The sequence below is a fragment of the Nitrosomonas sp. Nm58 genome (assembly GCF_900107335.1).
Lineage (GTDB): Bacteria > Pseudomonadota > Gammaproteobacteria > Burkholderiales > Nitrosomonadaceae > Nitrosomonas.
Genome location: NZ_FNPQ01000026.1, coordinates 1 through 20,480, shown reverse-complemented (window position 1 = coordinate 20,480; position 20,480 = coordinate 1). Strand labels below are relative to the sequence as shown.

General features: G+C 44.4%; 23 protein-coding genes and 2 pseudogenes. 12 read left to right on the top strand and 13 right to left on the bottom strand.

The window, feature by feature from the left end; translation table 11 throughout:
• Positions 1-842: 842 nt before the first annotated feature.
• A complete protein-coding gene (prsT, locus tag BLW34_RS10405) occupies positions 843-3,632 on the bottom strand; it encodes an XrtA/PEP-CTERM system TPR-repeat protein PrsT (protein WP_090579162.1) in 2,790 nt (929 codons plus the stop codon).
• A gap of 307 nt (positions 3,633-3,939) precedes the next feature.
• Here prsT and BLW34_RS10400 point away from each other — a divergent pair, with 307 nt between their 5' ends.
• Together BLW34_RS10400 and BLW34_RS10395 are read left to right on the top strand one after the other, a co-directional pair.
• Entirely contained in the window at positions 3,940-5,220 is a 1,281-nt protein-coding gene (locus BLW34_RS10400) for a nucleotide sugar dehydrogenase (RefSeq protein WP_090579159.1), read from the top strand.
• A 39-nt stretch (positions 5,221-5,259) separates the two neighbouring features.
• On the top strand, positions 5,260-6,288 hold the full coding sequence (locus tag BLW34_RS10395; RefSeq protein WP_090579155.1) for an NAD-dependent epimerase/dehydratase family protein: 1,029 nt from the start codon (positions 5,260-5,262) through the stop codon (positions 6,286-6,288).
• A gap of 48 nt (positions 6,289-6,336) precedes the next feature.
• On the opposite strand, the gene BLW34_RS10390 is transcribed toward BLW34_RS10395, so the two are convergent.
• The 8 genes from BLW34_RS10390 to iscR are packed head-to-tail and all read right to left on the bottom strand — an operon-like array spanning position 6,337 to position 13,090.
• Positions 6,337-6,897 (bottom strand): NifU family protein, encoded by a 561-nt coding sequence (locus tag BLW34_RS10390; RefSeq protein WP_090579153.1) that lies wholly within the window; start codon positions 6,895-6,897, stop codon positions 6,337-6,339.
• A 56-nt stretch (positions 6,898-6,953) separates the two neighbouring features.
• On the bottom strand, positions 6,954-7,436 hold the full coding sequence (gene sufU, locus BLW34_RS10385; RefSeq protein WP_090579150.1) for a Fe-S cluster assembly sulfur transfer protein SufU: 483 nt from the start codon (positions 7,434-7,436) through the stop codon (positions 6,954-6,956).
• Positions 7,436-8,698: a cysteine desulfurase gene (locus BLW34_RS10380; RefSeq protein ID WP_090579148.1), complete on the bottom strand. Its 1,263-nt coding sequence runs from the start codon at positions 8,696-8,698 to the stop codon at positions 7,436-7,438. The genes sufU and BLW34_RS10380 overlap by 1 nt, the downstream gene beginning before the upstream one ends.
• Positions 8,699-8,701: 3 nt before the next feature.
• A complete protein-coding gene (sufD, locus tag BLW34_RS10375; protein WP_090579146.1) occupies positions 8,702-10,003 on the bottom strand; it encodes a Fe-S cluster assembly protein SufD in 1,302 nt (433 codons plus the stop codon).
• The gene (sufC, locus tag BLW34_RS10370; protein ID WP_090579143.1) at positions 10,000-10,800 is read right to left on the bottom strand and encodes a Fe-S cluster assembly ATPase SufC; all 801 of its coding nucleotides are present in this window, start codon (positions 10,798-10,800) and stop codon (positions 10,000-10,002) included. Before sufC ends, sufD begins: the two co-directional genes overlap by 4 nt.
• On the bottom strand, positions 10,797-12,233 hold the full coding sequence (gene sufB, locus BLW34_RS10365; protein WP_090579141.1) for a Fe-S cluster assembly protein SufB: 1,437 nt from the start codon (positions 12,231-12,233) through the stop codon (positions 10,797-10,799). The genes sufC and sufB overlap by 4 nt, the downstream gene beginning before the upstream one ends.
• Positions 12,234-12,235: 2 nt before the next feature.
• Positions 12,236-12,589: a HesB/IscA family protein gene (locus BLW34_RS10360; RefSeq protein WP_090579138.1), complete on the bottom strand. Its 354-nt coding sequence runs from the start codon at positions 12,587-12,589 to the stop codon at positions 12,236-12,238.
• A gap of 33 nt (positions 12,590-12,622) precedes the next feature.
• Complete coding sequence (gene iscR, locus BLW34_RS10355; protein WP_090579135.1) at positions 12,623-13,090, bottom strand: Fe-S cluster assembly transcriptional regulator IscR; 468 nt, start codon at positions 13,088-13,090, stop codon at positions 12,623-12,625.
• Positions 13,091-13,240: 150 nt separating this feature from the next.
• Between iscR and BLW34_RS16970 the strand changes: the two genes are divergently transcribed.
• Together BLW34_RS16970 and BLW34_RS10350 are read left to right on the top strand one after the other, a co-directional pair.
• Positions 13,241-13,441: a hypothetical protein gene (locus tag BLW34_RS16970; RefSeq protein ID WP_256203745.1), complete on the top strand. Its 201-nt coding sequence runs from the start codon at positions 13,241-13,243 to the stop codon at positions 13,439-13,441.
• On the top strand, positions 13,378-13,746 hold the full coding sequence (locus tag BLW34_RS10350; RefSeq protein ID WP_256203744.1) for a transposase: 369 nt from the start codon (positions 13,378-13,380) through the stop codon (positions 13,744-13,746). Before BLW34_RS16970 ends, BLW34_RS10350 begins: the two co-directional genes overlap by 64 nt.
• Before the next feature lie 22 nt (positions 13,747-13,768).
• On the opposite strand, the gene BLW34_RS10345 is transcribed toward BLW34_RS10350, so the two are convergent.
• Positions 13,769-14,044, bottom strand: a complete 276-nt coding sequence (locus BLW34_RS10345) for a hypothetical protein (protein ID WP_177166013.1) — start codon at positions 14,042-14,044, stop codon at positions 13,769-13,771.
• Between the two features lie 272 nt (positions 14,045-14,316).
• Here BLW34_RS10345 and BLW34_RS16470 point away from each other — a divergent pair, with 272 nt between their 5' ends.
• The 3 genes and pseudogenes from BLW34_RS16470 to BLW34_RS16965 all read left to right on the top strand — a co-directional run.
• Complete coding sequence (locus tag BLW34_RS16470; RefSeq protein WP_218138833.1) at positions 14,317-14,589, top strand: transposase; 273 nt, start codon at positions 14,317-14,319, stop codon at positions 14,587-14,589.
• Complete coding sequence (locus tag BLW34_RS16465; protein ID WP_218138832.1) at positions 14,567-14,899, top strand: transposase; 333 nt, start codon at positions 14,567-14,569, stop codon at positions 14,897-14,899. Before BLW34_RS16470 ends, BLW34_RS16465 begins: the two co-directional genes overlap by 23 nt.
• A 25-nt stretch (positions 14,900-14,924) precedes the next feature.
• Positions 14,925-14,981 (top strand): annotated as a pseudogene (locus BLW34_RS16965) (hypothetical protein); the annotation flags it as partial.
• Here the strand turns inward: BLW34_RS16965 and BLW34_RS16455 are convergent.
• Both BLW34_RS16455 and BLW34_RS16450 read right to left on the bottom strand, forming a co-directional pair.
• Complete coding sequence (locus tag BLW34_RS16455; RefSeq protein WP_090579132.1) at positions 14,970-15,167, bottom strand: hypothetical protein; 198 nt, start codon at positions 15,165-15,167, stop codon at positions 14,970-14,972. The pseudogene BLW34_RS16965 and the gene BLW34_RS16455 sit on opposite strands and share 12 nt — an antisense overlap.
• Positions 15,142-15,363 carry a hypothetical protein gene (locus tag BLW34_RS16450; protein WP_090579129.1) on the bottom strand — a complete coding sequence of 74 codons (222 nt, stop codon included), beginning with the start codon at positions 15,361-15,363 and terminating at the stop codon, positions 15,142-15,144. Before BLW34_RS16450 ends, BLW34_RS16455 begins: the two co-directional genes overlap by 26 nt.
• A gap of 22 nt (positions 15,364-15,385) precedes the next feature.
• Between BLW34_RS16450 and BLW34_RS10325 the strand changes: the two genes are divergently transcribed.
• From BLW34_RS10325 to BLW34_RS10305, 5 genes are all read left to right on the top strand, one after another.
• Positions 15,386-15,556, top strand: a complete 171-nt coding sequence (locus BLW34_RS10325; protein ID WP_256203742.1) for an efflux RND transporter permease subunit — start codon at positions 15,386-15,388, stop codon at positions 15,554-15,556.
• 78 nt (positions 15,557-15,634) lie between these two features.
• On the top strand, positions 15,635-16,267 hold the full coding sequence (locus BLW34_RS16960; RefSeq protein ID WP_090579185.1) for a shikimate kinase: 633 nt from the start codon (positions 15,635-15,637) through the stop codon (positions 16,265-16,267).
• A gap of 42 nt (positions 16,268-16,309) precedes the next feature.
• Positions 16,310-17,419 carry a 3-dehydroquinate synthase gene (gene aroB / locus BLW34_RS16955; RefSeq protein WP_090579123.1) on the top strand — a complete coding sequence of 370 codons (1,110 nt, stop codon included), beginning with the start codon at positions 16,310-16,312 and terminating at the stop codon, positions 17,417-17,419.
• A complete protein-coding gene (locus BLW34_RS10310) occupies positions 17,412-18,533 on the top strand; it encodes a deoxyguanosinetriphosphate triphosphohydrolase (RefSeq protein ID WP_090579120.1) in 1,122 nt (373 codons plus the stop codon). Before aroB ends, BLW34_RS10310 begins: the two co-directional genes overlap by 8 nt.
• Positions 18,534-18,627: 94 nt before the next feature.
• The gene (locus BLW34_RS10305; protein ID WP_090579118.1) at positions 18,628-19,386 is read left to right on the top strand and encodes an ankyrin repeat domain-containing protein; all 759 of its coding nucleotides are present in this window, start codon (positions 18,628-18,630) and stop codon (positions 19,384-19,386) included.
• 25 nt (positions 19,387-19,411) lie between these two features.
• On the opposite strand, the pseudogene BLW34_RS10300 reads toward BLW34_RS10305, so the two are convergent.
• Positions 19,412-20,205: pseudogene (locus tag BLW34_RS10300) on the bottom strand (IS630 family transposase).
• Between the last annotated feature and the right edge of the window lie 275 nt (positions 20,206-20,480).

The following is a 20,480-nucleotide window of genomic DNA, read 5'->3' as shown; positions in this document are numbered from 1 at the left end:
AGAAGATGCAGAATGGTCGTAGCGATGATACAAGACTGACCGGGGCAGATGGGGATTGCGGGTTGCACGTATATAAGCAATTGTTTAGCGACAGCAGCTTGTGTTTGCGGAACACCACAACCTTCAGACACTTTTGGCGATGCTGTATCGTTCGATGGGCTGCCTCCATCGTGCGGGCGTTTCCGTGTAAAATCTGTCCCATAAATATCTCCTCCGTAGCTGACTATATATTACACCACTACACTGTGGTACTAAACAATACGCCCTTGTGCGACGCTTGATGTTCTTTCTGACATCAAAACCAACATTGTCATGCGCATTCTGGCCGGTTCTTACGAATTGCGCGGTCGATCATGGCCAGCGTTGGGCTTTCCTCCCAACCTCGATCGTAGACGGCAAGGTATAAACCGTCATAAATATGCTTCCATGTCCCGTTGCCGCTAGTTCCGGAAGTAACCGTAAACCGTTTACTACGGAGGAAAATCCTTGGAGAGCATGTCCCGCTGGCAACCTGATTGCAGCGGTAGAAAACGGCATTTACACCTAGAATGAAAGCATGTTGTGCGTGGATGCCCTGTTTCTGCACACGGCGGCAAATGAGGTGCTATTTTCTTCCATTCCGCATCTATCATCATATCGCTTGCGTAGCCATTGCAGTCACGGGCATAATCTTTGCGAGTGTCGGATATCCATACCATCTGAGCTTTCCTTAAAGCGAGTGATAATTTCCTATTTCTAATGCTGCCTGGATAAGGGGTCTACAAGGCTGTATCATTCGTCTGATCTCTGTTCAAGAGCATTAAAACTGAACACCTGAGATTAGGGTGTTGGTACGTACGAAATTACAATTCTTTCAATAATTCTTTGGCATCATTAATTCCTGGAAAAGATTCTCCGGTGGCCAATAATTGCTCAAGTTCCTTGCGTGCATTTGTTTTATCTCCAGATTTGAACAATCCAACTGCAAAATGATAACGAATTACAATAGCATCTGGTGCAAGGGAGGCAGCCTTCTGCAAGAGTGGCAGTGCTCGATCAGTTTTACCCTGTTCAACAAGTATCCATCCAAGCGTGTCTAATATTGCAGGGCTGTCCGGTGCCTGCTGATAAGCCCTTTCGGCATATTCAATTGCTGCAGGTTCTTTCTTTTGCTGGTAGACCCAAGCCAGATTATTCAGTGTTGGCACATCATTGGGGTGTTCCTCCAGAATAATATGATATTGCTTGATGGCCGAATCGTATTGTTTTTTTTCAAGATAAATTCCAGCAAGATATAGTCGGGTGGATGAGTCGGTTGGATTTTCTTCTAGCCACTTGGTTATGCGGGTATCTGCTTGCTTTTCATTGCCGCTCTGACTGAGCGCCGCAGACTGCTTGATTATTAATTGGCTGTTCTTGTTGAGGGAGAACGCTTTCTCATATGTACTCAATGCCTGTGCAGGTTTTTTCTGCCTCATTAATAAATCGCCTTCCAGCTCATAACCAGCCGGTGAGTTTGCGTGTTGCTTCTGAATCTCCTTCGAAATTTTGAGGGCTTGTTCCAAGTTGTTGTTTTGAATTTCGAGTCTGGCTTGTGCTAATTTTGCTTCCAAATAATCCGGCTTCAAGGTTAATGCTTTTTTTAGGGCGTCTGAGGCTGCTTTTGAGTTATGCATTGCTTCATGAACAGAAGCCAAGCGGAATTGTGCAGCTGCAGAATCAGGCAATCTGGCAGCCAGTTTTTGATAACTTTCTAAAGCAGCAGTCTTGTTATCATTAGCTAACTGAGCGTGTGCTAGTAATTCTATGATGTTCAGGTTTTCTGGGTGGGATCCTTGAAGCCTTTTGGCAAGATCGAGCGATTTTTTATTTTCACCGATGCGTAAATAATGGGCTCCCAACTGCAAAGCAGGTTGAAGTTCATCGGGATTCTCATTGCTAGCGCGTTCTAACCAACCTGTTGCTTCACTGTTTTTTCCTTGCGAAAGTGCAATATCTGCCAGCGCGCTCATGGCTTGCATATGTTTCTTGTCTTTTTTCAGAATATCCTCAAAGCGTTTCTTGGCAACATCAGGTTTATTCTCTTGCAGGTCAAGCCTGGCAAGGTTTGAGATTGCTGGAAAATAATCTGGTTGCAAAGAAAGTGCTTTATCAAAACTAGTGCGCGCTTTACTCAAATCTTTTTTACTGAGATAGATGCCACCTTTCAGATTGTGAAAAAGAGGATTATCGGGTTGCTCTTTCTCAAGAGCTTCAACTGTCGACAGCGCTTTGTCGAATTCACCGGCTTGAAGATGGGTCATTACTAACAAAACACCTGCTCGGGGAGATTGGGTATCCAGATCAGTTGCAGCTTGCAGTTCTACAATTGCGCTCTTTCTGTCACCCTGTCCTAGCTTGCTCATAGCTAATGCGGTATGAAGTGCTGCATTATCGGGTGCAAGGGAATTTGCTTTTTCAAAATACTGAGTTGCTTTGGTAAAGTCTCGAGCCTGCATATAACTTTCCCCGGCTAAGGCGAGCAATTGGGAATCTTGCTGAACTACATTTAGCGCCGGAGTCAATACTTCTATTGCCTGCTTTGCTTGACGGTTTTTCAGTAGAATGGATGCCATCAGTTTTATGGCATAAAGATTATTGGGATTTTCCTTTAGATATTGTTTGACATATTGCTCAGCTTGCAATAATGATCCCAATGAAAAGTGGGCCGCACCTGCTAGTAACACGCTGGGCATATGATTAGGAGCTGCACTCATTATTTTCAGAGCAGCCTCTAAAGCGACAGCATGTTTGCCTTCGCTGAAGTCAAGCAATGCCTGGGTATAGACGGTATACAGATTTCCAGGTGCTATTCTGCGTGCTGCTTCTAGATCCGCCCGGGCAGCATCAAATCTCCTTGTTTCTATTGCAATAGAAGCGCGATTGATATGGGCAGCTACATGGTCAGGCTTTAATTTGATTGCTTGATCGTAGGCGGCTGAGGCCATATCAATTTTACCCGCTGCGCGAAGAAGATCGCCTTTAAAAAACCAGGCATCGCTATTTTCAGGATTGCTGGTGACTGCTTGTTCTGCATAGCGCGTAGCTGATTCAATATCTCTTTTTACTAATGAAAATTTCGCAAGACCAATGAGGGCATCGGGAAACTCGGGTTTGTCTTTGAGTGCTTGTTCAAATAATGCCTTGGCATCTTCAGCTTTTCCTAGAGCAAGAGAGGCATTCCCCCGTAATGTTAATATTTCTGCGAAATTGATGTTTTCAGGAAGCGTTTCAGTTTTATCTAACAGCTGCTGGAACTGACCAAGACTTAGCAAGGCTTGGCCTAATTCAGGAAGCACTTCGACGGGGTTCATTCCTAGACTCATTGCCCTGCTCAGCTCTTTCTCGGCAGATTGCGCATCACCGGTTTGGATGTATAGCGTACCTAAAAGGTAACGTGCTTCTTGGTTATCCGGATTCCGCTGCAGCGCATTCTTTAATTGGATAATTGCTGCTTTGTCATCTCCTTTTTGCTGATATTGCTTTGCTTCCGCAATGAGCGTTTCAATATCTTTGGCTTTTCCGCACGCAGTAACGGTTATTATGATAAGAGTGATTGAAACAAGAACTGTTGTTAATTTCTTTTTCGTGGTAATTTTATATAAAATATTCATTTTCCATTAACCCCTTAATGCTATTAGCCGGCTCTGTTTGGAAATATTTCATCCATGGATTGATTTTTGATTATTGATTCATTCTTATAATATTATTAGTTATAACACACCTTAATAAAAATTGAATTCGTTGAATTAGCGGCTATTTAATATGCTGATACAAACTAGCCTCAGTATCTGGCATGATACTCTTTTATTATCTATCTGGTTATTGGTGGGTAGCTTTCAATGAAAAGAGCTTTCAATTGATTGAACGCTTTTTCAGTTCCAATATAAATATTGAGGATATATGTAAAAGGGAATATCTATGAGTACAGTAGCTGTTGTCGGATTAGGATATGTGGGATTGCCGCTTGCTGTTGAGTTTGGAAAAGAGCGACATACTATCGGGTTTGATCTTTCTGCAAGCAAGATTGAGAACTACAAACGTCATACTGACCCAACAGGTGAAGTTTTAGCATCAGATTTTCAGGCAGCCAATCAATTGGTAGTTACTTCTAATCCTGCGGAATTATCTCAAGCAGACTATATTATCGTTGCGGTCCCAACGCCAGTTGATCCTGCTCATCAGCCTGATTTTTCCGCGCTCGTAAGCGCAAGTGAAGCTGTCGGAAAAAACATGAAACAAGGCGCAACAATCATTTATGAGTCTACAGTCTATCCGGGGGCAACAGAAGAGGTGTGTATCCCTGTTCTAGAGAAGTTTTCTGGAATGCAATGGAAAAAAGGTTTTTTTGTAGGATATTCGCCAGAGCGTATCAATCCTGGGGATAAACAGCGTACGCTTACGACAATTACTAAAGTTGTTTCTGGAGATACCCCGGATACCCTGGAGAAAATTGCGAAACTTTATGAATCAGTGGTCATTGCAGGTGTTTATCGCGCGTCCAGTATTAAGGTTGCTGAGGCTGCCAAAGTAATTGAGAATACGCAGCGTGATCTGAATATCGCACTGATGAATGAACTCGCGATTATTTTTGACAAGCTGGGAATCGATACGTTGGAAATTCTTCGGGCAGCAGGAACCAAGTGGAATTTCCTTCCTTTCCGGCCTGGTTTGGTAGGAGGGCATTGTATAGGTGTCGATCCTTACTATCTTACGCACAAAGCTGAGATGATGGGGTATATGCCACAGGTCATTTTGGCAGGTCGTCGTATCAATGACAATATGGCTAAATTCGTCGCAGAGCAGACAATTAAGCAAATCATCAAGGCAGGCTTTAATGTGAAGGGAGCTAAGGTTATTGTGCTTGGATTGACTTTCAAGGAAAACTGCCCTGATCTGAGAAATTCCAAAGTAGCCGATGTAATTTCCGAGCTTCGCGATTATGGGGTTGACGTATTTGTTCATGATCCGGTAGCTGATAAGAAGGATGCACAACACGAATATGATGTTGAGCTTCAGTCATGGGAAAGTTTGCCGCAAGCTCATGCGATGATTGTTGCAGTATCACATCAGGATTTTATCCAGAAGCCATTGAGCGAGATTCAATCGAAGATTGTGGAATATGGTTGTTTTATCGATGTTAAATCTCAGTTTGATGAAAGTCTATTACGCAAAGCAGGATTGAGTGTCTGGCGACTCTAATTTTTTATGACACCAGAGATAATACGCTATTATTAAAATATGACAAATTACCAGCAGATTCAGCAAACTTTAAAAAATAATCCATACTGCTGGCTCATTACAGGTGTTGCCGGCTTTATTGGTTCCAATTTACTGGAAGCCTTGCTTAGACTAAATCAGAAAGTAGTTGGATTAGATAATTTTTCAACGGGTTATCAGCATAATCTTGATCAGGTAAAGGCGGCAGTGGGACAAAATGCCTGGCTAAATTTCAAGTTCATTCAGGGAGATATTCGTCGTTTACAAGATTGTCTAGAGGCTTGCAGGGATATCGATTTTGTTTTGCATCATGCTGCCTTGGGATCTGTGCCACGTTCAATTGAAAATCCGATTCTATCCAATGAAAATAATATTTCAGGTTTTCTAAATATGCTAGTGGCCTCACGTGATACAGGCATTAAACGTTTTGTTTATGCTGCGTCGAGTTCCACGTACGGTGATCATCCAAATTTACCCAAAGTGGAGTCGATCATTGGCCAACCACTCTCCCCCTACGCAGTAACTAAATATGTGAATGAGCTTTATGCTGATGTGTTCAACCGCTGTTATGGTACCCAATCAATAGGACTCCGTTATTTTAATATCTTTGGCCCAAGACAAGATCCCAATGGTGCTTATGCAGCAGTGATTCCCCAATGGATTGCTGCATTGATCAGAAATAAAGAGCTTTATGTTAATGGTGATGGTGAAACTAGCCGAGATTTTTGTTTTATAGAAAATGTGATTCAAGCTAATTTGCTGGCTGCTTTGACCAATGAACCCAAAGCGATTAATCAAGTCTACAATATCGCACTCAATGAGCGTACCAGTCTAAACCAGCTTTATACGATGATGTGTGAATTACTCATCGATAAATTTCCGCATTTACATAATCATCAACCCACCTATGTTGCTTTTCGTAAGGGAGATGTTCGTCATTCCCAAGCGGATATTTCTAAAGCGCACGAATTCCTGGGTTATGAACCAACGCATCGTATTGATCAAGGACTCAGAGAAGCGATGGATTGGTATGTATTGCATCTCTCATAAATAGGTCTGCTTATGGTTTTAGTGGGGGTAGTGCGGGAAAAAGATATCTTATGCAGAAATAAGTTCAATATCTGGCTCTATTGTTCTCAGAAGCCGCTCAATACCTCTAAGTGTTCCGGAAATGGAGCTGGGGCAAGTGCCACATGCGCCTTGATAATGGATCTTTAAAACATTTCCCTCAAGACCTAGGATATGAAGATCTCCGCCATCATTTTGTAAGTAAGGACGCACTTCCTCATCCAGCAATATATTGATGCGCTCAAGTCGCTTTTGGTCTTCTGGGTCTAAGCCGGCCAATATTTCATTTGCTGCTGCTACTGTCTCAGCGGACTGAGCATTGGCTGCAGGTGCTGCACGGATCGGGTCGGCAACAGCACGTGCGAGATCTTGCCAGTCAGCCTCACCATCTTGAGTGATAGTGATCCACCGGTCGACATAAAACACGTTGGTAACATGATCTATTTCGAATAAGGCTGACGCTAGTGGATCATCTTTTGCCTGCTCGGCACTGTCATATGAATGACTTATGCCCCAAGTAAGGGGTTCTTTCAGAACAAACTTTAATGCATTTGGGTTAGGTGTGCCCTCTATTTCAGCTATTTTTGGCATTTTGTTTTAGCTATTTGTATAATAGTGCTGTTCATGCTATATAACTCGTTTTCTGGTTAGGCATGACCCGTGGCCGCCTGAATTGAATCGTCGGCCGTTTCAGTTGAGATGCTGGCGACAGAATTCAGTGCAGCTTGCAAGGTATGCCACGGCAGAATTGCACATTTGACCCGCGTGGGTAAATCACGTACGCCAGCAAATACAGCAAGTCTTCCCAGGTGGTGAGGTCCCGAAAGATCAAGATTGCCAATCACCATCTCTCGAAATTCTTTGATCACTGTTTCTGCCTCTATTCGTGACTTTCCTTTGACAGCAGTTGTCATCATTGAAGCGGAGGCTTTGCATATTGCACAGGATTCTCCATGAAATGCAATACGATCAATGTGTTCCTCTTCCATATGAAGCGCAAGATCGATACGATCACCACAAAGAGGATTGTGTCCTACAGCGTGGTGGTTTGCATTGTCAAGCGTGCCATAGTTACGTGGCTTACGATTATGATCGAGGATAACTTCCTGATAAATTGATTTTAGATTCATTATGAAAAAACCTTCTGTACAGAGTGAATACTTGCTACTAAGGCATCAACCTCTTTCTTGGTATTATAAAAGGCAAATGAAGCACGTGATGTAGCAGGTATTCTGAAGCGCTGCATAATGGGTTGTGCACAATGGTGACCCGTGCGTATAGCGATTCCTTCTTGATTAAGCAGTGTTCCCACATCATGAGGGTGAACACCATCAATGGTAAATGATAAGACAGCAACTTTCGTACGCGTATGACCAATAATATGAACACCGGGAATAGTCTCGATCTGTTCGGTTGCGTAAGTGAGCAGTTCATGCTCATAAGCTGCGATTGCATCTAGCCCAATCTTCGATAAGTAATCTATTGCGGCACCGAAGCCGATTGCGGCGGCAATAGGAGGAGTGCCTGCCTCAAATTTATACGGAAGGATGTTATAGGTTGTTTTCTCAAAAGTTACCGAGGAAATCATATCACCTCCTCCTTTAAAGGGCTGCATTGATTCCAGCAACTCGGTTTTACCATAGAGGATGCCGATTCCTGTTGGGCCGCATAATTTGTGAGCAGAGAAGGCATAGAAATCACAATCAAGATCTTGTACATCGATTTTTAGATGGGGAGCAGCTTGCGCGCCATCAATCAAAACCGGTACACCTTGCTTGTGTGCGAAAGCAATCATATTTTTAATTGGATTGATTGTGCCCAGCGCATTTGATACATGCGTTATCGCAACAAAACGGGTTCTTGAGTTGAATAGTTTTTCATATTCATCAACTAATAACTCACCTGCGTCATTGATAGGCACGACACGGATTGTTGCACCTTTTTCTTCTGCTAGCATTTGCCATGGAACGATATTTGAGTGATGTTCTAGGTTCGTCAGAATGATTTCATCCCCATCCTTGATGAATTTTCGACCGTAGCCATGCATAACAAGATTAATGGCATCTGTCGTACCACTGGTAAAGATGATTTCTCTTTCTTCACGAGCATTGATGAAGTGCTGCAGTGTACGTCGTGCTGTTTCATATTCCAGCGTGGCTACTTCAGAAAGGTAATGCACTGCACGATGGATATTTGCATGCTGGGTTGTTTGATATCGCACTAGACGATCAATGACCGACTGAGGCATTTGACTCGATGCGGCGTTATCCAGATAAACGAGTGGCTTATCGTTTACTTTGAGATTGAGAATGGGAAAATCAGCACGATATCGTGCTGCTAACCCTGAAGTCGGGTAAGTATTCGTGTCTAATAAAGCATCAACAATTTTCATGTTTCAGGATATTTGTGTTCTTGCAAGTACGATTTCTTCGAGTTCTCTTTTGAGTGAAGAGATTGAAATACGATCAATAACCTCACCACCAAATGCATAAGTTAGCAAATTACGCGCGGTCAAATCAGAGAGGCCGCGACTCTTTAGGTAGAAAATTTCTTCTTTGTCGAGTTGACCCACTGTAGCGCCATGCGCGCATTTGACATCGTCAGCAAATATTTCAAGTTGTGGCTTGGTGTCGATACGAGCTTTATTAGTCAGTAGAAGATTGCGGCTTAATTGCGATGAATCCGTTAACTGGGCATGTGGGCGTACCATGATTTTTCCATTAAATACGCCATGCGCCATGCCATCGACGATACATTTATGTAGCTGGCGGCTCTTACCATGTGGTTTCACATGATCAATAAACGTATGTGTATCGGCAAGTTGTCGCCCAGAAATCAGTACCAAACCATCTGTTGTACACTCAGCACCTTCACCCGCCAATGTTACATTCAGGTTATAACGGGAAATATAAGCTCCCAACGTTATACTGACCGAATAATACTGACTTGCCTGGGCAAGGGATACTGTGCAATTTCCAATATGGAAGGCCTGCTGGTTATCACGCTGTATACGAATATGGCTGACATGCGCTGTATCAGCAAGATTCATTTCAACAACTGAGTTAGTAACATAAGCAGCTTCTTCAGTGGTGACATAATCCTCAACAACCGTTGCATTGCTCCCAGATTCGGCAATTAACAGGCATCGCGGGTAGCTGGTGACTTCTTTTCGTGTGGTAATGAATAATAAATGAATCGGAGTAGTTACTGACACATTCTGCGGGATAATGATGCAGGCGCTATCATGAAGAAAGGCAGTATTTAATGCTGTAAAAACATCATTCTGAAATTCTGCCAGTTGACCAAGATAGCGAGCGATCATGTCGCCATGAGCAGCAACGAGCGATGATAAATTGCCAATAATAGCACCTGCATTATTAGAAATATTCGATAGATCAGGTGCATATTGACCGTCTACAAATACCAGGCGACAGATAGCTTCTGCGAGATAGCAATGTTTAATGCCTGAAGATTGCAGTTGTGGTGCAGCATATGCTACTGGATAAGGCAGGCGACTAAGGGGCGAAATGTCAGTAAAACGCCATTCTTCATCGTGAGTTGTTGGCATCCTGAGCGTATTGACGTTATCCATTGCGTTTGCACGCAGTTGATCAAACCAGGATAATGAAGCTGCTGCCGGTTTCTGCCATGATCGAATGAGGTTTTCGAGATAACCATTGCTGATCACTGTATTCATGCCCGTACTCCTGCTGTACTGCAGTGGTCGTCATCGGCATTTATCCAATCATAGCCATGTGCTTCCAGTTCCTCGGCAAGTTCTTTACCGCTTGTTTTGATGATCCGTCCAGATTCCATCACGTGTACATAATCAGGCACAATATAATCAAGCAGGCGCTGGTAATGCGTAACCAGAATGGTTGCATTATCTTTATTAGTAAGCTGGTTCACGCCATTGGCAACAATCCTGAGCGCATCAATATCAAGCCCCGAATCAGTTTCATCCAAAATGGCGAGCTTCGGTTCGAGCAATGCCATTTGTAAAATTTCATTACGTTTTTTCTCTCCGCCAGAGAATCCCTCATTGACGCTACGATCCAGAAAATCTGGGTTCATTTCGAGCAATTTCATTTTTTCTCGCACAAAATCATCAAATTCAAGAGGATCAAGCTCTTCTTTGCCACGTTGGGATTGAACCGTGTTGTATGCTAACCGCAAGAATTGATTATTAGCGACGCCTGGTATTTCAATTGGATATTGAAATGCGAGGAACACGCCGGCACGAGCTCGTTCTTCTGGGGCAAGATCAAAGAGATTTCGATCGTTGAAGATAATAGTGCCCGCGGTGACTTCGTAAGCAGGGTGGCCAGCGAGAATTTTGGCAAATGTGCTTTTGCCAGATCCATTGATCCCCATGATTGCATGTATTTCCCCACTTCTGACTGTGAGATCGACACCTTTAAGGATCTCAATGCCGTTTACATTTGCATGTAAACCTCGCACCTCAAGGAGTGTTTTACTGTTCTGATCAATCATCCGACACTCCCTTCCAATTTAAAACTGAGTAGTTTCGTTGCTTCAACCGCAAATTCCATAGGTAGCTGCTGAAAAACTTCTTTACAGAATCCATTGATAATCATTGATACAGCTTCTTCAGCACCAATGCCGCGCTGTAAGAAATAGAAAAGTTGATCTTCGCCAATCTTTGATGTGGATGCTTCATGTTCGACTTTAGCACTATTGTTATTGACCTGGATATAAGGAAAAGTATTGGCGCCGCATTGATCGCCAATGAGCATCGAATCACATTGTGAGTAATTACGAGCATTCTCGGCAGTAGGTGCAACTCTTACCAATCCACGATAACTACTATTGGAATGTCCTGCTGAAATACTTTTGCTGACAATGGTGCTGCGCGTATTTCTTCCGATATGAATCATTTTTGTGCCCGTATCGGCCTGCTGATAATTGTTGGTGACAGCAACCGAATAGAATTCTCCAACTGAATTGTCACCACGTAAAATGCAGGAAGGATATTTCCAGGTAATCGCCGAGCCTGTTTCAACCTGGGTCCAAGAGATACGTGAATTAACTCCTTTTGCCAGGCCACGTTTAGTAACAAAATTATAAATACCCCCAACGCCTTTTTCATCACCTGCATACCAGTTTTGAACAGTCGAGTATTTGATTTCGGCATTGTCCAGTGCAATCAGTTCAACGACGGCAGCATGCAATTGATTGGTATCAAATCGGGGTGCGGTGCATCCTTCAAGATAGGAAACAGAAGCGCCTTCTTCAGCAATGATCAGTGTGCGTTCGAATTGCCCCGATCCTTCAGTATTGATCCGAAAATAAGTCGACAAATCCATTGGGCATTTGACACCTTTGGGGATGAAGCAAAATGAACCATCGGTAAATACCGCTGAATTAAGAGCTGCATAGAAATTATCGCCAGTCGGTACGACAGTTCCGAGGTATTGTTTAACTAGTTCTGGATGGGTATGTACAGCTTCAGAAATCGAGCAAAAAATAATCCCCACTTCAGCGAGCTTTTCTTTATAAGTCGTTGCAACGGATACACTATCAAAAATTACATCGACTGCTACGCCTGCAAGAGCTGCTCGTTCATGCATGGGTACGCCCAACTTCTCAAAGGTACGTAGCAGCTCGGGATCTACCTCATCCATACTGGCTAGTTTCTTTTTTGGCTTGGGTGCCGAGTAATAGCTAATTGATTGAAAGTCAATTTCTGGATGCTTGACATTTTGCCATCGTGGCTCCGTCATGCTGAGCCATTTTTCATAAGCTTGCACCCGGAATGCAAGTAGCCATTCAGGCTCATTTTTTTTAGATGAGATCAATCGGATGATTTCTTCGTTAAGTCCTTTGGGTGCAATATCAGATTCTATTTCTGTGACGAAACCATGCCTGTATGGCTGGTTTACAAGATTTTGTAGTACAGCACTCATTTTTATATATTTTCCTTAGACTCTTCAGATGATTTGAGACTGAAGCTCTCACCACAGCCGCATGCATTTTCAATATTGGGATTATTAAATTTGAATGTGCTATTTAGACCTTCTTTGACGAAATCGATTTCCGATCCATCGAAATAAGATAGATTATCGCGTTTCACGATGATCCTTGCGTCATACGACTCAAAGAGCTGGTCGTTTTCTTGCATCTCATCAGCATAATCAAAAATATAAGTAAAGCCGGAGCATCCGGATTTTTTTATACCTACCCGTAAGGCTAATCCCTTACCGCGTTTTGCCAGTTGCTGCTGGATTTGTTTGGCTGCGCGCTCGGTCAATGTGATCGCCATGATTTTTCTCTATAACTCTATAAATTAGTAAAACTAAAATGCTGCTTCGCGCAAATCGTATAATTTGACAACAGCTTGCTCACGTTGTTGCTCGCGTTGTTTTTGCTCATCAACCAATCGCTTTAATGTTACGCCACCAAGATAATTGAAAATAATGTCATTGAGCTCTGCCCATAGATCATGAGTCATGCACTTGCCATCATTCAGGCAATTTTCTTTGCCGCCACATCGCGTATTGTCGATCGGTTCATCGACAGCAAGAATAATATCCGCTATAGATACTTGATCTAGACTCTTAGCTAAGCAATAACCGCCGCCGGGGCCCCGCACACTGTCAACGAGTTCACGTTGGCGTAATTTTGCAAACAATTGCTCAAGATATGACAGTGAAATTTTTTGGCGCTGACTGATATCGGCAAGTGTGACGGGCCCGTTGCTATGCTGCATCGCAAGATCCAAAAGTGCTGTCACCGCGAATCGTCCTTTCGTTGTCAGTCTCATACCAGATTCCTTAGTACAATTAAAGTTTATAAGTAATACTTGATCAATTTTGTCAACTATATAATACCTGACTGAACTAGTCAACTATAATAATGGTTAATAATAAGGCGCCCACACAACTTCTCCGCGTTAGTCAAATAGACAACTAAAATGGCGACAGGTAAAAGGCGAGTGGAGCAGAAGATGCAGATTTTTGGATCACTGGAACTGGCGCAACGTCTGAGGCAAAACAACGTGCTGATGAAGATTGATGCGCTGATTGACTGGGGAGCGTTACGTCTGGGGTTATGGATTTATACAAGCGCGAGCTATCGAATGGTGGGGGACAGGAACCATTTGACGCGCTATTGATGTTCAAGGCGATCCTGCTTGGTCAGTGGCATAGTTTGTCGGATGCTGCGTTGGAGCAAGCGCTGTGCGTGCGGATTAATTTTTTACATTTTTGCGGTTTGTCCTTGTCAGATGCGATACCGGAGGAAACCACTCTGTGCTGGTTTCGCAACCGCCTGGTGATCAACGACAGGCTGGATGGTCTTCTGGCCTCTATCAATGAGCAGATTCAATCACACGGCTTGATGGTCAAGGGTATGACGGGTGCGGTGATTGATGCCACCCTGATTGAGTCAGCGGCACGTTCTTTCAAGAAGAAAATCTAACGCATCGGTTTTGCTGAAAATATTAAACGATCTCAGTAATAACGGGAGTAAGATTAAACCCCAGCTTCCGAGCGTGTACCGTCAGATGATGCAACACGCGTTGACGGTATCGCTCATCAAAGTCATCCTGCCCCTTATCGACGTACTCGGTTCCTTTCGTTAGCATCGTGTAGATCAAGCGCGCCAGTTTGTGCGCTGTCGCTGTGATTGCCTTTGCCTTGTCGAGCCTGCCACATAATCTCCTATAATAAGCACCCAGTGCAGACTGACTGGACAAACTTGGGGGAGTTCTTGACATTGGCGCGACACTTTTTCTGGCTGATCTCTATTTTGTGTACCTGAAGCGCCGCAAGCATGGTTTCAAGCTGCCGGTCACATGCATTGAGCGTTCGCTATAGGCGTCATAGAGCGACATCGCTTGCTTGAGTGCAAACAGGTAGGTGTTCTTTGCGCCAATTCCCGGCCAGCGATTTCTTAGAAGCTGTCTGGCAAAACGATTTCCATTAGAATCAAGTATTTTTTGATAATAAGTTAAGAGATGACATACAAAACGGATATAAATGATGAGGAATGGAGCTTGATAAAAAAGAGCTTGATCCTATCAGCAAACGAGGCAATAGCCATAAACATAGCAAAAGAGTCATTGTGAATGCCATTCTGTCTGTCGTCAGAAGCGGTATCCAGTGGCGGCTGATGCCGAACGATTTTCCTCCTTGGCAGACCGTCTACGATCATTTTAGCCGGTGGAACAAGCGGGGTGTCTGGGAGAAGCCTGGATCAACTGACAATCTGCCGTCGCCAAAAAGCGGGACGTTGTACTGTGCCCAGTTATGGCATCATTGATGCGCAAAGCGTGAAAACCCAGTATGCCAGTGAAGAACGAGGCATCAATAGCGGCAAAAAGGTCAAAGGTCACAAGCGCCATATTGTGGTAGATATTCTCGGCAATTTACTCCTCATCAAAGTACATGCCGTTAACCTGAGCGATACCAAAAGTGCTTGCGGTATGTTGGAAGGTGTTGTTAATAAATACCCTTCACTCAAAGCGTTCTCAGGAGACCGGGGGGATGCCGGCTATCGAGGCACAGCGGTTGACTTCGCAGCTAATGGGTTAGGCCTGGGCCTTGCACATTTCAGAAAAAGTCGAAGGTAAAGGGTCTGTTTTACCGAAGCGGTGGGTGGTCGAACGCACGTTCTCCTGGTTGGGTAACTTTCGCCGTTTATCAAAGGACTTCGAGATCCTGCCCGGCACTGCCGAAAATATGATTCGAATCGCCATGATGAAAATAACACTTGCAAAATGCGTCTAATGTTTTACCAGACAGCTTCTTAAGTTTTTTTCGATCTTCGCGCAGCGCAGCATCTCCCTGAGGATGAGCGGTATCCGGCGCTAGCTTACGCCAGCCATGGCGAGCCAGCATTCGATAAATCGTTGATAGCGCTACACGCTTGCCCGGCCGTTTCCCCTAACGATATTCCCAATTCCAATGGGAGCAATACTGCTTGGGCCGCCCTCAATTCAGCCGCTGTTTTAGCTGTCCTCAACAATTCTCGGGCCAAGACTAATTGATCTATTCCACTCGCTTTTCTTGCCATGATTTTTTCCTCGTAATTCATGGCTATATTTCTTCATTTTTCAATGCGAATTGGAGCTATTCCTCTGGTGATCGCGTCTGGGGTGGGCTCAGCTGCACGGCAATCGATGGGGGCAGGGATGATCGGTGGAATGATACTGGCTGCTTTTGTTGCGCCTATTTTTGTTCCGTTATTTTTTCCTGGCTCGCTGGAAATCTGCATCAGTCATCCATAAAGAAGAAATGAGGGAAATTTTTTATGGACTGGCCGGAATCCCTGCGTAGGTGGAAATATTTCCGATACAATGGTTCCTATGCAATTAATCAAGACAGCCAAAAAAAATCATGATGTAAAGTTCTTGCAGGGAAATGTTATTCTTGTAGGAATGATGGGTGCCGGGAAAACGACCATTGGTAAAATGCTGGCAAATTACATGGGTAAAACGTTTGTCGATTCGGATCATGAAATTCAGCAGCGTACCGGCGTTAAGATTCCTTTGATTTTTGAAATTGAAGGGGAAGCTGGGTTTCGTAGGCGTGAAACAGAGGTGCTACAAGAACTGGTGCAAGCAGAGAATATTGTGCTGGCTACCGGTGGAGGGGCAGTGTTGAGTGCTGGCAATCGTGCCTTGCTAAAACAGCATGGTATCGTGGTTTATTTGAGTGCGTCCGTGAATGAATTGCAGCGCAGGACGCGTTCTGATAAAAACAGGCCGTTACTTCAGGCTGAGGATCTGCATGCCAGATTAACAGAGTTGTATGCGCAACGCGATGCCTTGTACCGCGAGACGGCACATATTATTGTCGATAGCGGAAAACAAGGGGTGCGCTCACTGGTACAGAGGCTAGCCCGGAAATTACTCTTCTTCAAACTAAAGAAAATTCGGGCTGAGGCGGTAAATCGGAAAAAAAGTACAGGAGCGGTTTATCAATCAAATAAATTATAAATTCCAGTTGGCCAAGTTTTTCTCTGAAATTAATTACTTCATATGAATGATATACAGACTGTTAAGGTAGCGTTATTTTCTGCCGAACAGGATCGAAGCTATCCCATCCACATTGGTAATGGGATATTAGAGCGGGTGGATTTATTATTGCCCCATTTGCCACAAAAACGGGTTGCGATTGTGACCAATACCACTGTGGCCCCTTTTTATCTGGATAGACTGCGTACTGCGCTCGAGAGGCATGGTGTCATCTCGGATGCAATTATTCTGCCTGATGGTGAGGATCATAAAAATTGGCAAGCATTAAATTTAATTTTTGATGCTTTGCTGGAGCAGCGTTGTGAGCGAAAAACTACGCTCATTGCATTAGGAGGCGGGGTGATCGGTGATCTGACGGGGTTTGCGGCAGCAGCCTATTTGCGAGGTGTGCCTTTTATCCAGATTCCCACTACATTACTCGCGCAAGTAGATTCTTCAGTGGGTGGTAAGACAGGCATTAACCATCCGCTGGGTAAGAATATGATAGGTGCGTTTTATCAACCCCGAGTGGTGTTGACGGATAGCGCTACGCTTAACACCCTGCCTGACAGAGAGCTGCGAGCCGGGATTGCTGAAGTGATCAAATACGGTTTAATACGCGATGCTCATTTTTTTACATGGTTGGAACAAAACATGACCAGGCTGATTGCGCGCGATGCCGACATTCTGGGTAAAGCGATTCGCCGCAGTTGCGAGATTAAAGCAGAGATCGTTGCCGCTGATGAGCATGAAAGTGGCGTGCGGTCATTACTCAATCTTGGCCATACTTTTGGCCATGCAATTGAAAACGCCATGGGCTACGGTGTGTGGTTGCACGGGGAAGCGGTTGCTGCTGGCACCATCATGGCGGCAGAGCTGTCAAAACAGCTGGAGTTTATCAGTGAAAGTGATTTCGAGCGCATATGCGGAGTATTTCAAATGGCAGGGCTGCCAATCATTGCGCCTAAACTTTCTCCAGATGATTACTTGAGCTTGATGAAGCTTGATAAAAAAGTAGAGGGAGGGAGAGTGCGTTTTATTCTGCTAAAGCGTATTGGTGAGGCGATAATGAGTCATGATGTGCCCGCATTGACCCTGACAGAGACATTGCTGACTTGCATGGCAAATGAGTGATTTGGCACCTTACGCAGTATCATCTACCAATTCGCGCGGACGTCTCATCAAAGAAGCAGCTCCTTCAGGTCGCAGTGAATTTCAGCGTGATCGTGATCGCGTGATTCATTCAACAGCTTTCCGGCGACTCGAGTATAAAACGCAGGTGTTCGTTAACCATGAAGGAGATTTGTTTCGCACGCGCTTGACACATAGTCTGGAAGTGGCCCAAATTGGACGTTCTATTGCGCGGAATTTACAGCTGAATGAGGATTTGGTTGAAGCGATAGCGCTGGCTCATGATTTAGGACACACGCCTTTTGGCCACGCAGGGCAGGATACTTTGAATGATTGCATGAAGGAATATGGTGGTTTTGAGCATAATCTGCAGTCTTTAAGAGTGGTTGATGTGCTTGAAGAACGTTATGGTGCTTTCGATGGTTTGAATTTATGTTTTGAAACCCGTGAAGGCATTCTCAAGCATGCTTCCAGGAAAAATGCCAAGAAACTGGGTGAAGTGGGGGCACGTTTTCTAATCAACCAAAGACCTTCCCTGGAAGCGCAGCTTGCCAATCTTGCCGATGAAATTGCGTATAATAATCATGACGTGGACGATGGATTACGTTCTGGTCTGATAACCTTGGTTCAACTGGAAGAGGTGGAGATATTTTCCAGACATTTGCGCCAGGCGAAAAAAAACTACCCCAATATTGTCGGTCGACGCTTAATTCATGAAACGATTCGTGGCATGATTAATAGTCTCGCTATAGATTTAACGCTACAAAGTAAAATCAATATCGAAAATATGCGACCAGATGACCCGGATGCAGTGCGATCAGCACCATGCCTGATTGGATTCAGCGAAATAATAAAGCAGGAGCAGCAGGAATTAAAAAGCTTTTTGCGTGAGAATCTTTATCGGCATTTTCAAGTAATACGCATGAGTAATAAAGCGCAAAATACGATTAAAATGTTATTCAATGCGTTTAACTCAGATATTCGGCTGCTTCCTGTAGCATATCAGATTAAATTTTCTCAATATGGACATCAGGCTATTGCTGACTATATCGCAGGCATGACTGATCGTTTTGCAATAAAGGAATACCAGCGACTGTTTGCCATTAATGAAAATTGAAAGTCATTTTTTGGGTAGGTGACAGAGGATTCTAGAAAACTGATCTCGGCTCCTGCGTTGGGTGAATTCAATATAGAGAAGGAGAAACAAAAAAATGCTCTGGTCAAAGAATAGCTTATATACGTTATGCGCGCTGATAGGATTGCTGCATCTTTCAAATCATGCATTGGCTAGCTTAGAGAATAGCGATCTGATCAATGCAGCTGCGCGCGGTAGCTTATCTCAAGTTAAAGAACTGCTTGCTCAATCTGAGAAAAGTCACGAGATGCGCGATAGAGAGACGGCATTGGTTAAGTCGGTGCAGAATGGCCACGAAAGTGTCGTCAAGCTTCTGCTTGCTTCCGGAGTGAACGCAAATTTGAAGGCAGACCAAGGCCGGACTGTACTCATGCTGGCGGCACAAGATGATCGTTCAGATGTCGTGCGAACGTTACTTGCTGCTGGTGCGGATATAAATGCGGTTACTGACGATGGGATGACCGCATTGATGCTGGCATCCCAAAGAAATCACATGGAGATCGTGCGCTTATTGCTCGAGATGAATGCTGATGTTAATGCAGCGACAGATAAAGGTGTTACAGCGCTCATGTTGGCATCACAAATGGGTAACCAAATCGTGATTCAGTATTTGCTGCAAGCAAACGCCCATGTGAATAGTAAAGCAAGAAATGGTGCGACTGCATTAATGCTGGCTGCACAAAATGGTCATCAGGGAGCAATAATGACACTACTTGCTGTGGGTGCGGAAATTAATGCTAAGGCAGAAAATGGTGCAACCGCATTATTGCTGGCAAAAAAATACGATCATAAGGGTGCCATTGATCTTCTGCAGAAAGCAGGTGCTAACCAGTAGATCGTTCCGCTAAAACAATTGCAAATTAAACAAGCCCCAAATCGAACTTTCTCCAACGTAATGAAGCCGGTATTTCGTTAAACTCCGCAATACCTTTGAGGATTCGCTCTTTGAGTTCTTCCTTTGACGAGACCCGAATATGGCGAAGAGAGGTACGAGCCGTCTTGGAAAAGGCACACTCTATAAGATTCAGCCATGAACCATGTTTGGGTGTATGAACATATTCGAAACGCCCCGGACGGCTCGCCAAATAAGCCATCGTTTCCTTGGAAATATGAGCTGAGTGATTGTCGAGCACCACACGAATAACGTCATCAGCAGGGTAATGAGCGTCCAAATGCTTGAGCAGATCAATAAACTCGCGGCTGCGGTGCTTCGACTCCACGTTGGCGATTATTTCCCCCGTATGCAAATCGAGCGCCGCCAGGATGGGCAGGGTACCAAAGCGAACATATTCGTAATCTCGCGCCAATGATGTTTCCCTGCCGGGTACGGATGGAAGGTCTGGGGCAGTCAGGCCGATCGCTTGCACGCCGGGCTTCTCATCAGCGCTGACAGAGTCCACAATTCAGCTGCCAAACCATGATCCTTTGGCTTGGTGCAGGCGAGGCTGACTACCCAAGCCTTAGCATCCGCTAGAATCTCCGGCTCCTTGGGGCGATGAAAGGTATCTTTCAAGCCCACAGGAACACCCGCAGCAAGTACCTTGGCGCGCTCTACCTCGCGTGCAGGTGCCGCCCTTGATCCGCTCAATTCGGTCAGCATCTGTCTATGAGATTCCGGCAATACCAAATCCGCCCGATTCGTTCCTCTCGCCATTCGCCATTCGCCATCTCCACTTTCGTTGTTGTCCTCCGAACAGTCATGGCAAACATACGCAAATTTGCAAATCAATTATCGGAACGAACTGCTGGCGTTAGTATCTGGGTAATGATCCTATGAACTTCTTATTAATCTTGAGATTGGTGAGTGTATCTGACTGTAAAACAACGTGAGTTCGACGCAAGAAAAGCTGTAAAAGGAATCGGAATTCCTTATGATGAAACGATTTTAGGAAAGAGCTTCATCACTAGAGGAGTCAGGCTCCGCTGGAC

Bases quoted from the DNA above. Each gene is read 5' to 3' on its own strand.
- BLW34_RS10310 (WP_090579120.1), top strand. From the start codon at position 17,412: ATGAGTGATTTGGCACCTTACGCAGTATCATCTACCAATTCGCGCGGA.
- prsT (WP_090579162.1), bottom strand. From the start codon at position 3,632: ATGAATATTTTATATAAAATTACCACGAAAAAGAAATTAACAACAGTT.
- sufB (WP_090579141.1), bottom strand. From the start codon at position 12,233: ATGAGTGCTGTACTACAAAATCTTGTAAACCAGCCATACAGGCATGGT.
- sufD (WP_090579146.1), bottom strand. From the start codon at position 10,003: ATGAATACAGTGATCAGCAATGGTTATCTCGAAAACCTCATTCGATCA.
- sufU (WP_090579150.1), bottom strand. From the start codon at position 7,436: ATGAATCTAAAATCAATTTATCAGGAAGTTATCCTCGATCATAATCGT.
- BLW34_RS10360 (WP_090579138.1), bottom strand. From the start codon at position 12,589: ATGGCGATCACATTGACCGAGCGCGCAGCCAAACAAATCCAGCAGCAA.
- BLW34_RS10305 (WP_090579118.1), top strand. From the start codon at position 18,628: ATGCTCTGGTCAAAGAATAGCTTATATACGTTATGCGCGCTGATAGGA.
- BLW34_RS10345 (WP_177166013.1), bottom strand. From the start codon at position 14,044: ATGTCAAGAACTCCCCCAAGTTTGTCCAGTCAGTCTGCACTGGGTGCT.
- BLW34_RS10350 (WP_256203744.1), top strand. From the start codon at position 13,378: ATGGATTTATACAAGCGCGAGCTATCGAATGGTGGGGGACAGGAACCA.
- BLW34_RS16450 (WP_090579129.1), bottom strand. From the start codon at position 15,363: ATGAATTACGAGGAAAAAATCATGGCAAGAAAAGCGAGTGGAATAGAT.
- BLW34_RS16455 (WP_090579132.1), bottom strand. From the start codon at position 15,167: ATGCTGGCTCGCCATGGCTGGCGTAAGCTAGCGCCGGATACCGCTCAT.
- iscR (WP_090579135.1), bottom strand. From the start codon at position 13,090: ATGAGACTGACAACGAAAGGACGATTCGCGGTGACAGCACTTTTGGAT.
- BLW34_RS10395 (WP_090579155.1), top strand. From the start codon at position 5,260: ATGACAAATTACCAGCAGATTCAGCAAACTTTAAAAAATAATCCATAC.
- BLW34_RS16470 (WP_218138833.1), top strand. From the start codon at position 14,317: ATGGAGCTTGATAAAAAAGAGCTTGATCCTATCAGCAAACGAGGCAAT.
- BLW34_RS10380 (WP_090579148.1), bottom strand. From the start codon at position 8,698: ATGAAAATTGTTGATGCTTTATTAGACACGAATACTTACCCGACTTCA.
- sufC (WP_090579143.1), bottom strand. From the start codon at position 10,800: ATGATTGATCAGAACAGTAAAACACTCCTTGAGGTGCGAGGTTTACAT.
- BLW34_RS10400 (WP_090579159.1), top strand. From the start codon at position 3,940: ATGAGTACAGTAGCTGTTGTCGGATTAGGATATGTGGGATTGCCGCTT.
- BLW34_RS16960 (WP_090579185.1), top strand. From the start codon at position 15,635: ATGCAATTAATCAAGACAGCCAAAAAAAATCATGATGTAAAGTTCTTG.
- BLW34_RS10390 (WP_090579153.1), bottom strand. From the start codon at position 6,897: ATGCCAAAAATAGCTGAAATAGAGGGCACACCTAACCCAAATGCATTA.
- BLW34_RS10325 (WP_256203742.1), top strand. From the start codon at position 15,386: ATGCGAATTGGAGCTATTCCTCTGGTGATCGCGTCTGGGGTGGGCTCA.
- BLW34_RS16970 (WP_256203745.1), top strand. From the start codon at position 13,241: ATGGCGACAGGTAAAAGGCGAGTGGAGCAGAAGATGCAGATTTTTGGA.
- aroB (WP_090579123.1), top strand. From the start codon at position 16,310: ATGAATGATATACAGACTGTTAAGGTAGCGTTATTTTCTGCCGAACAG.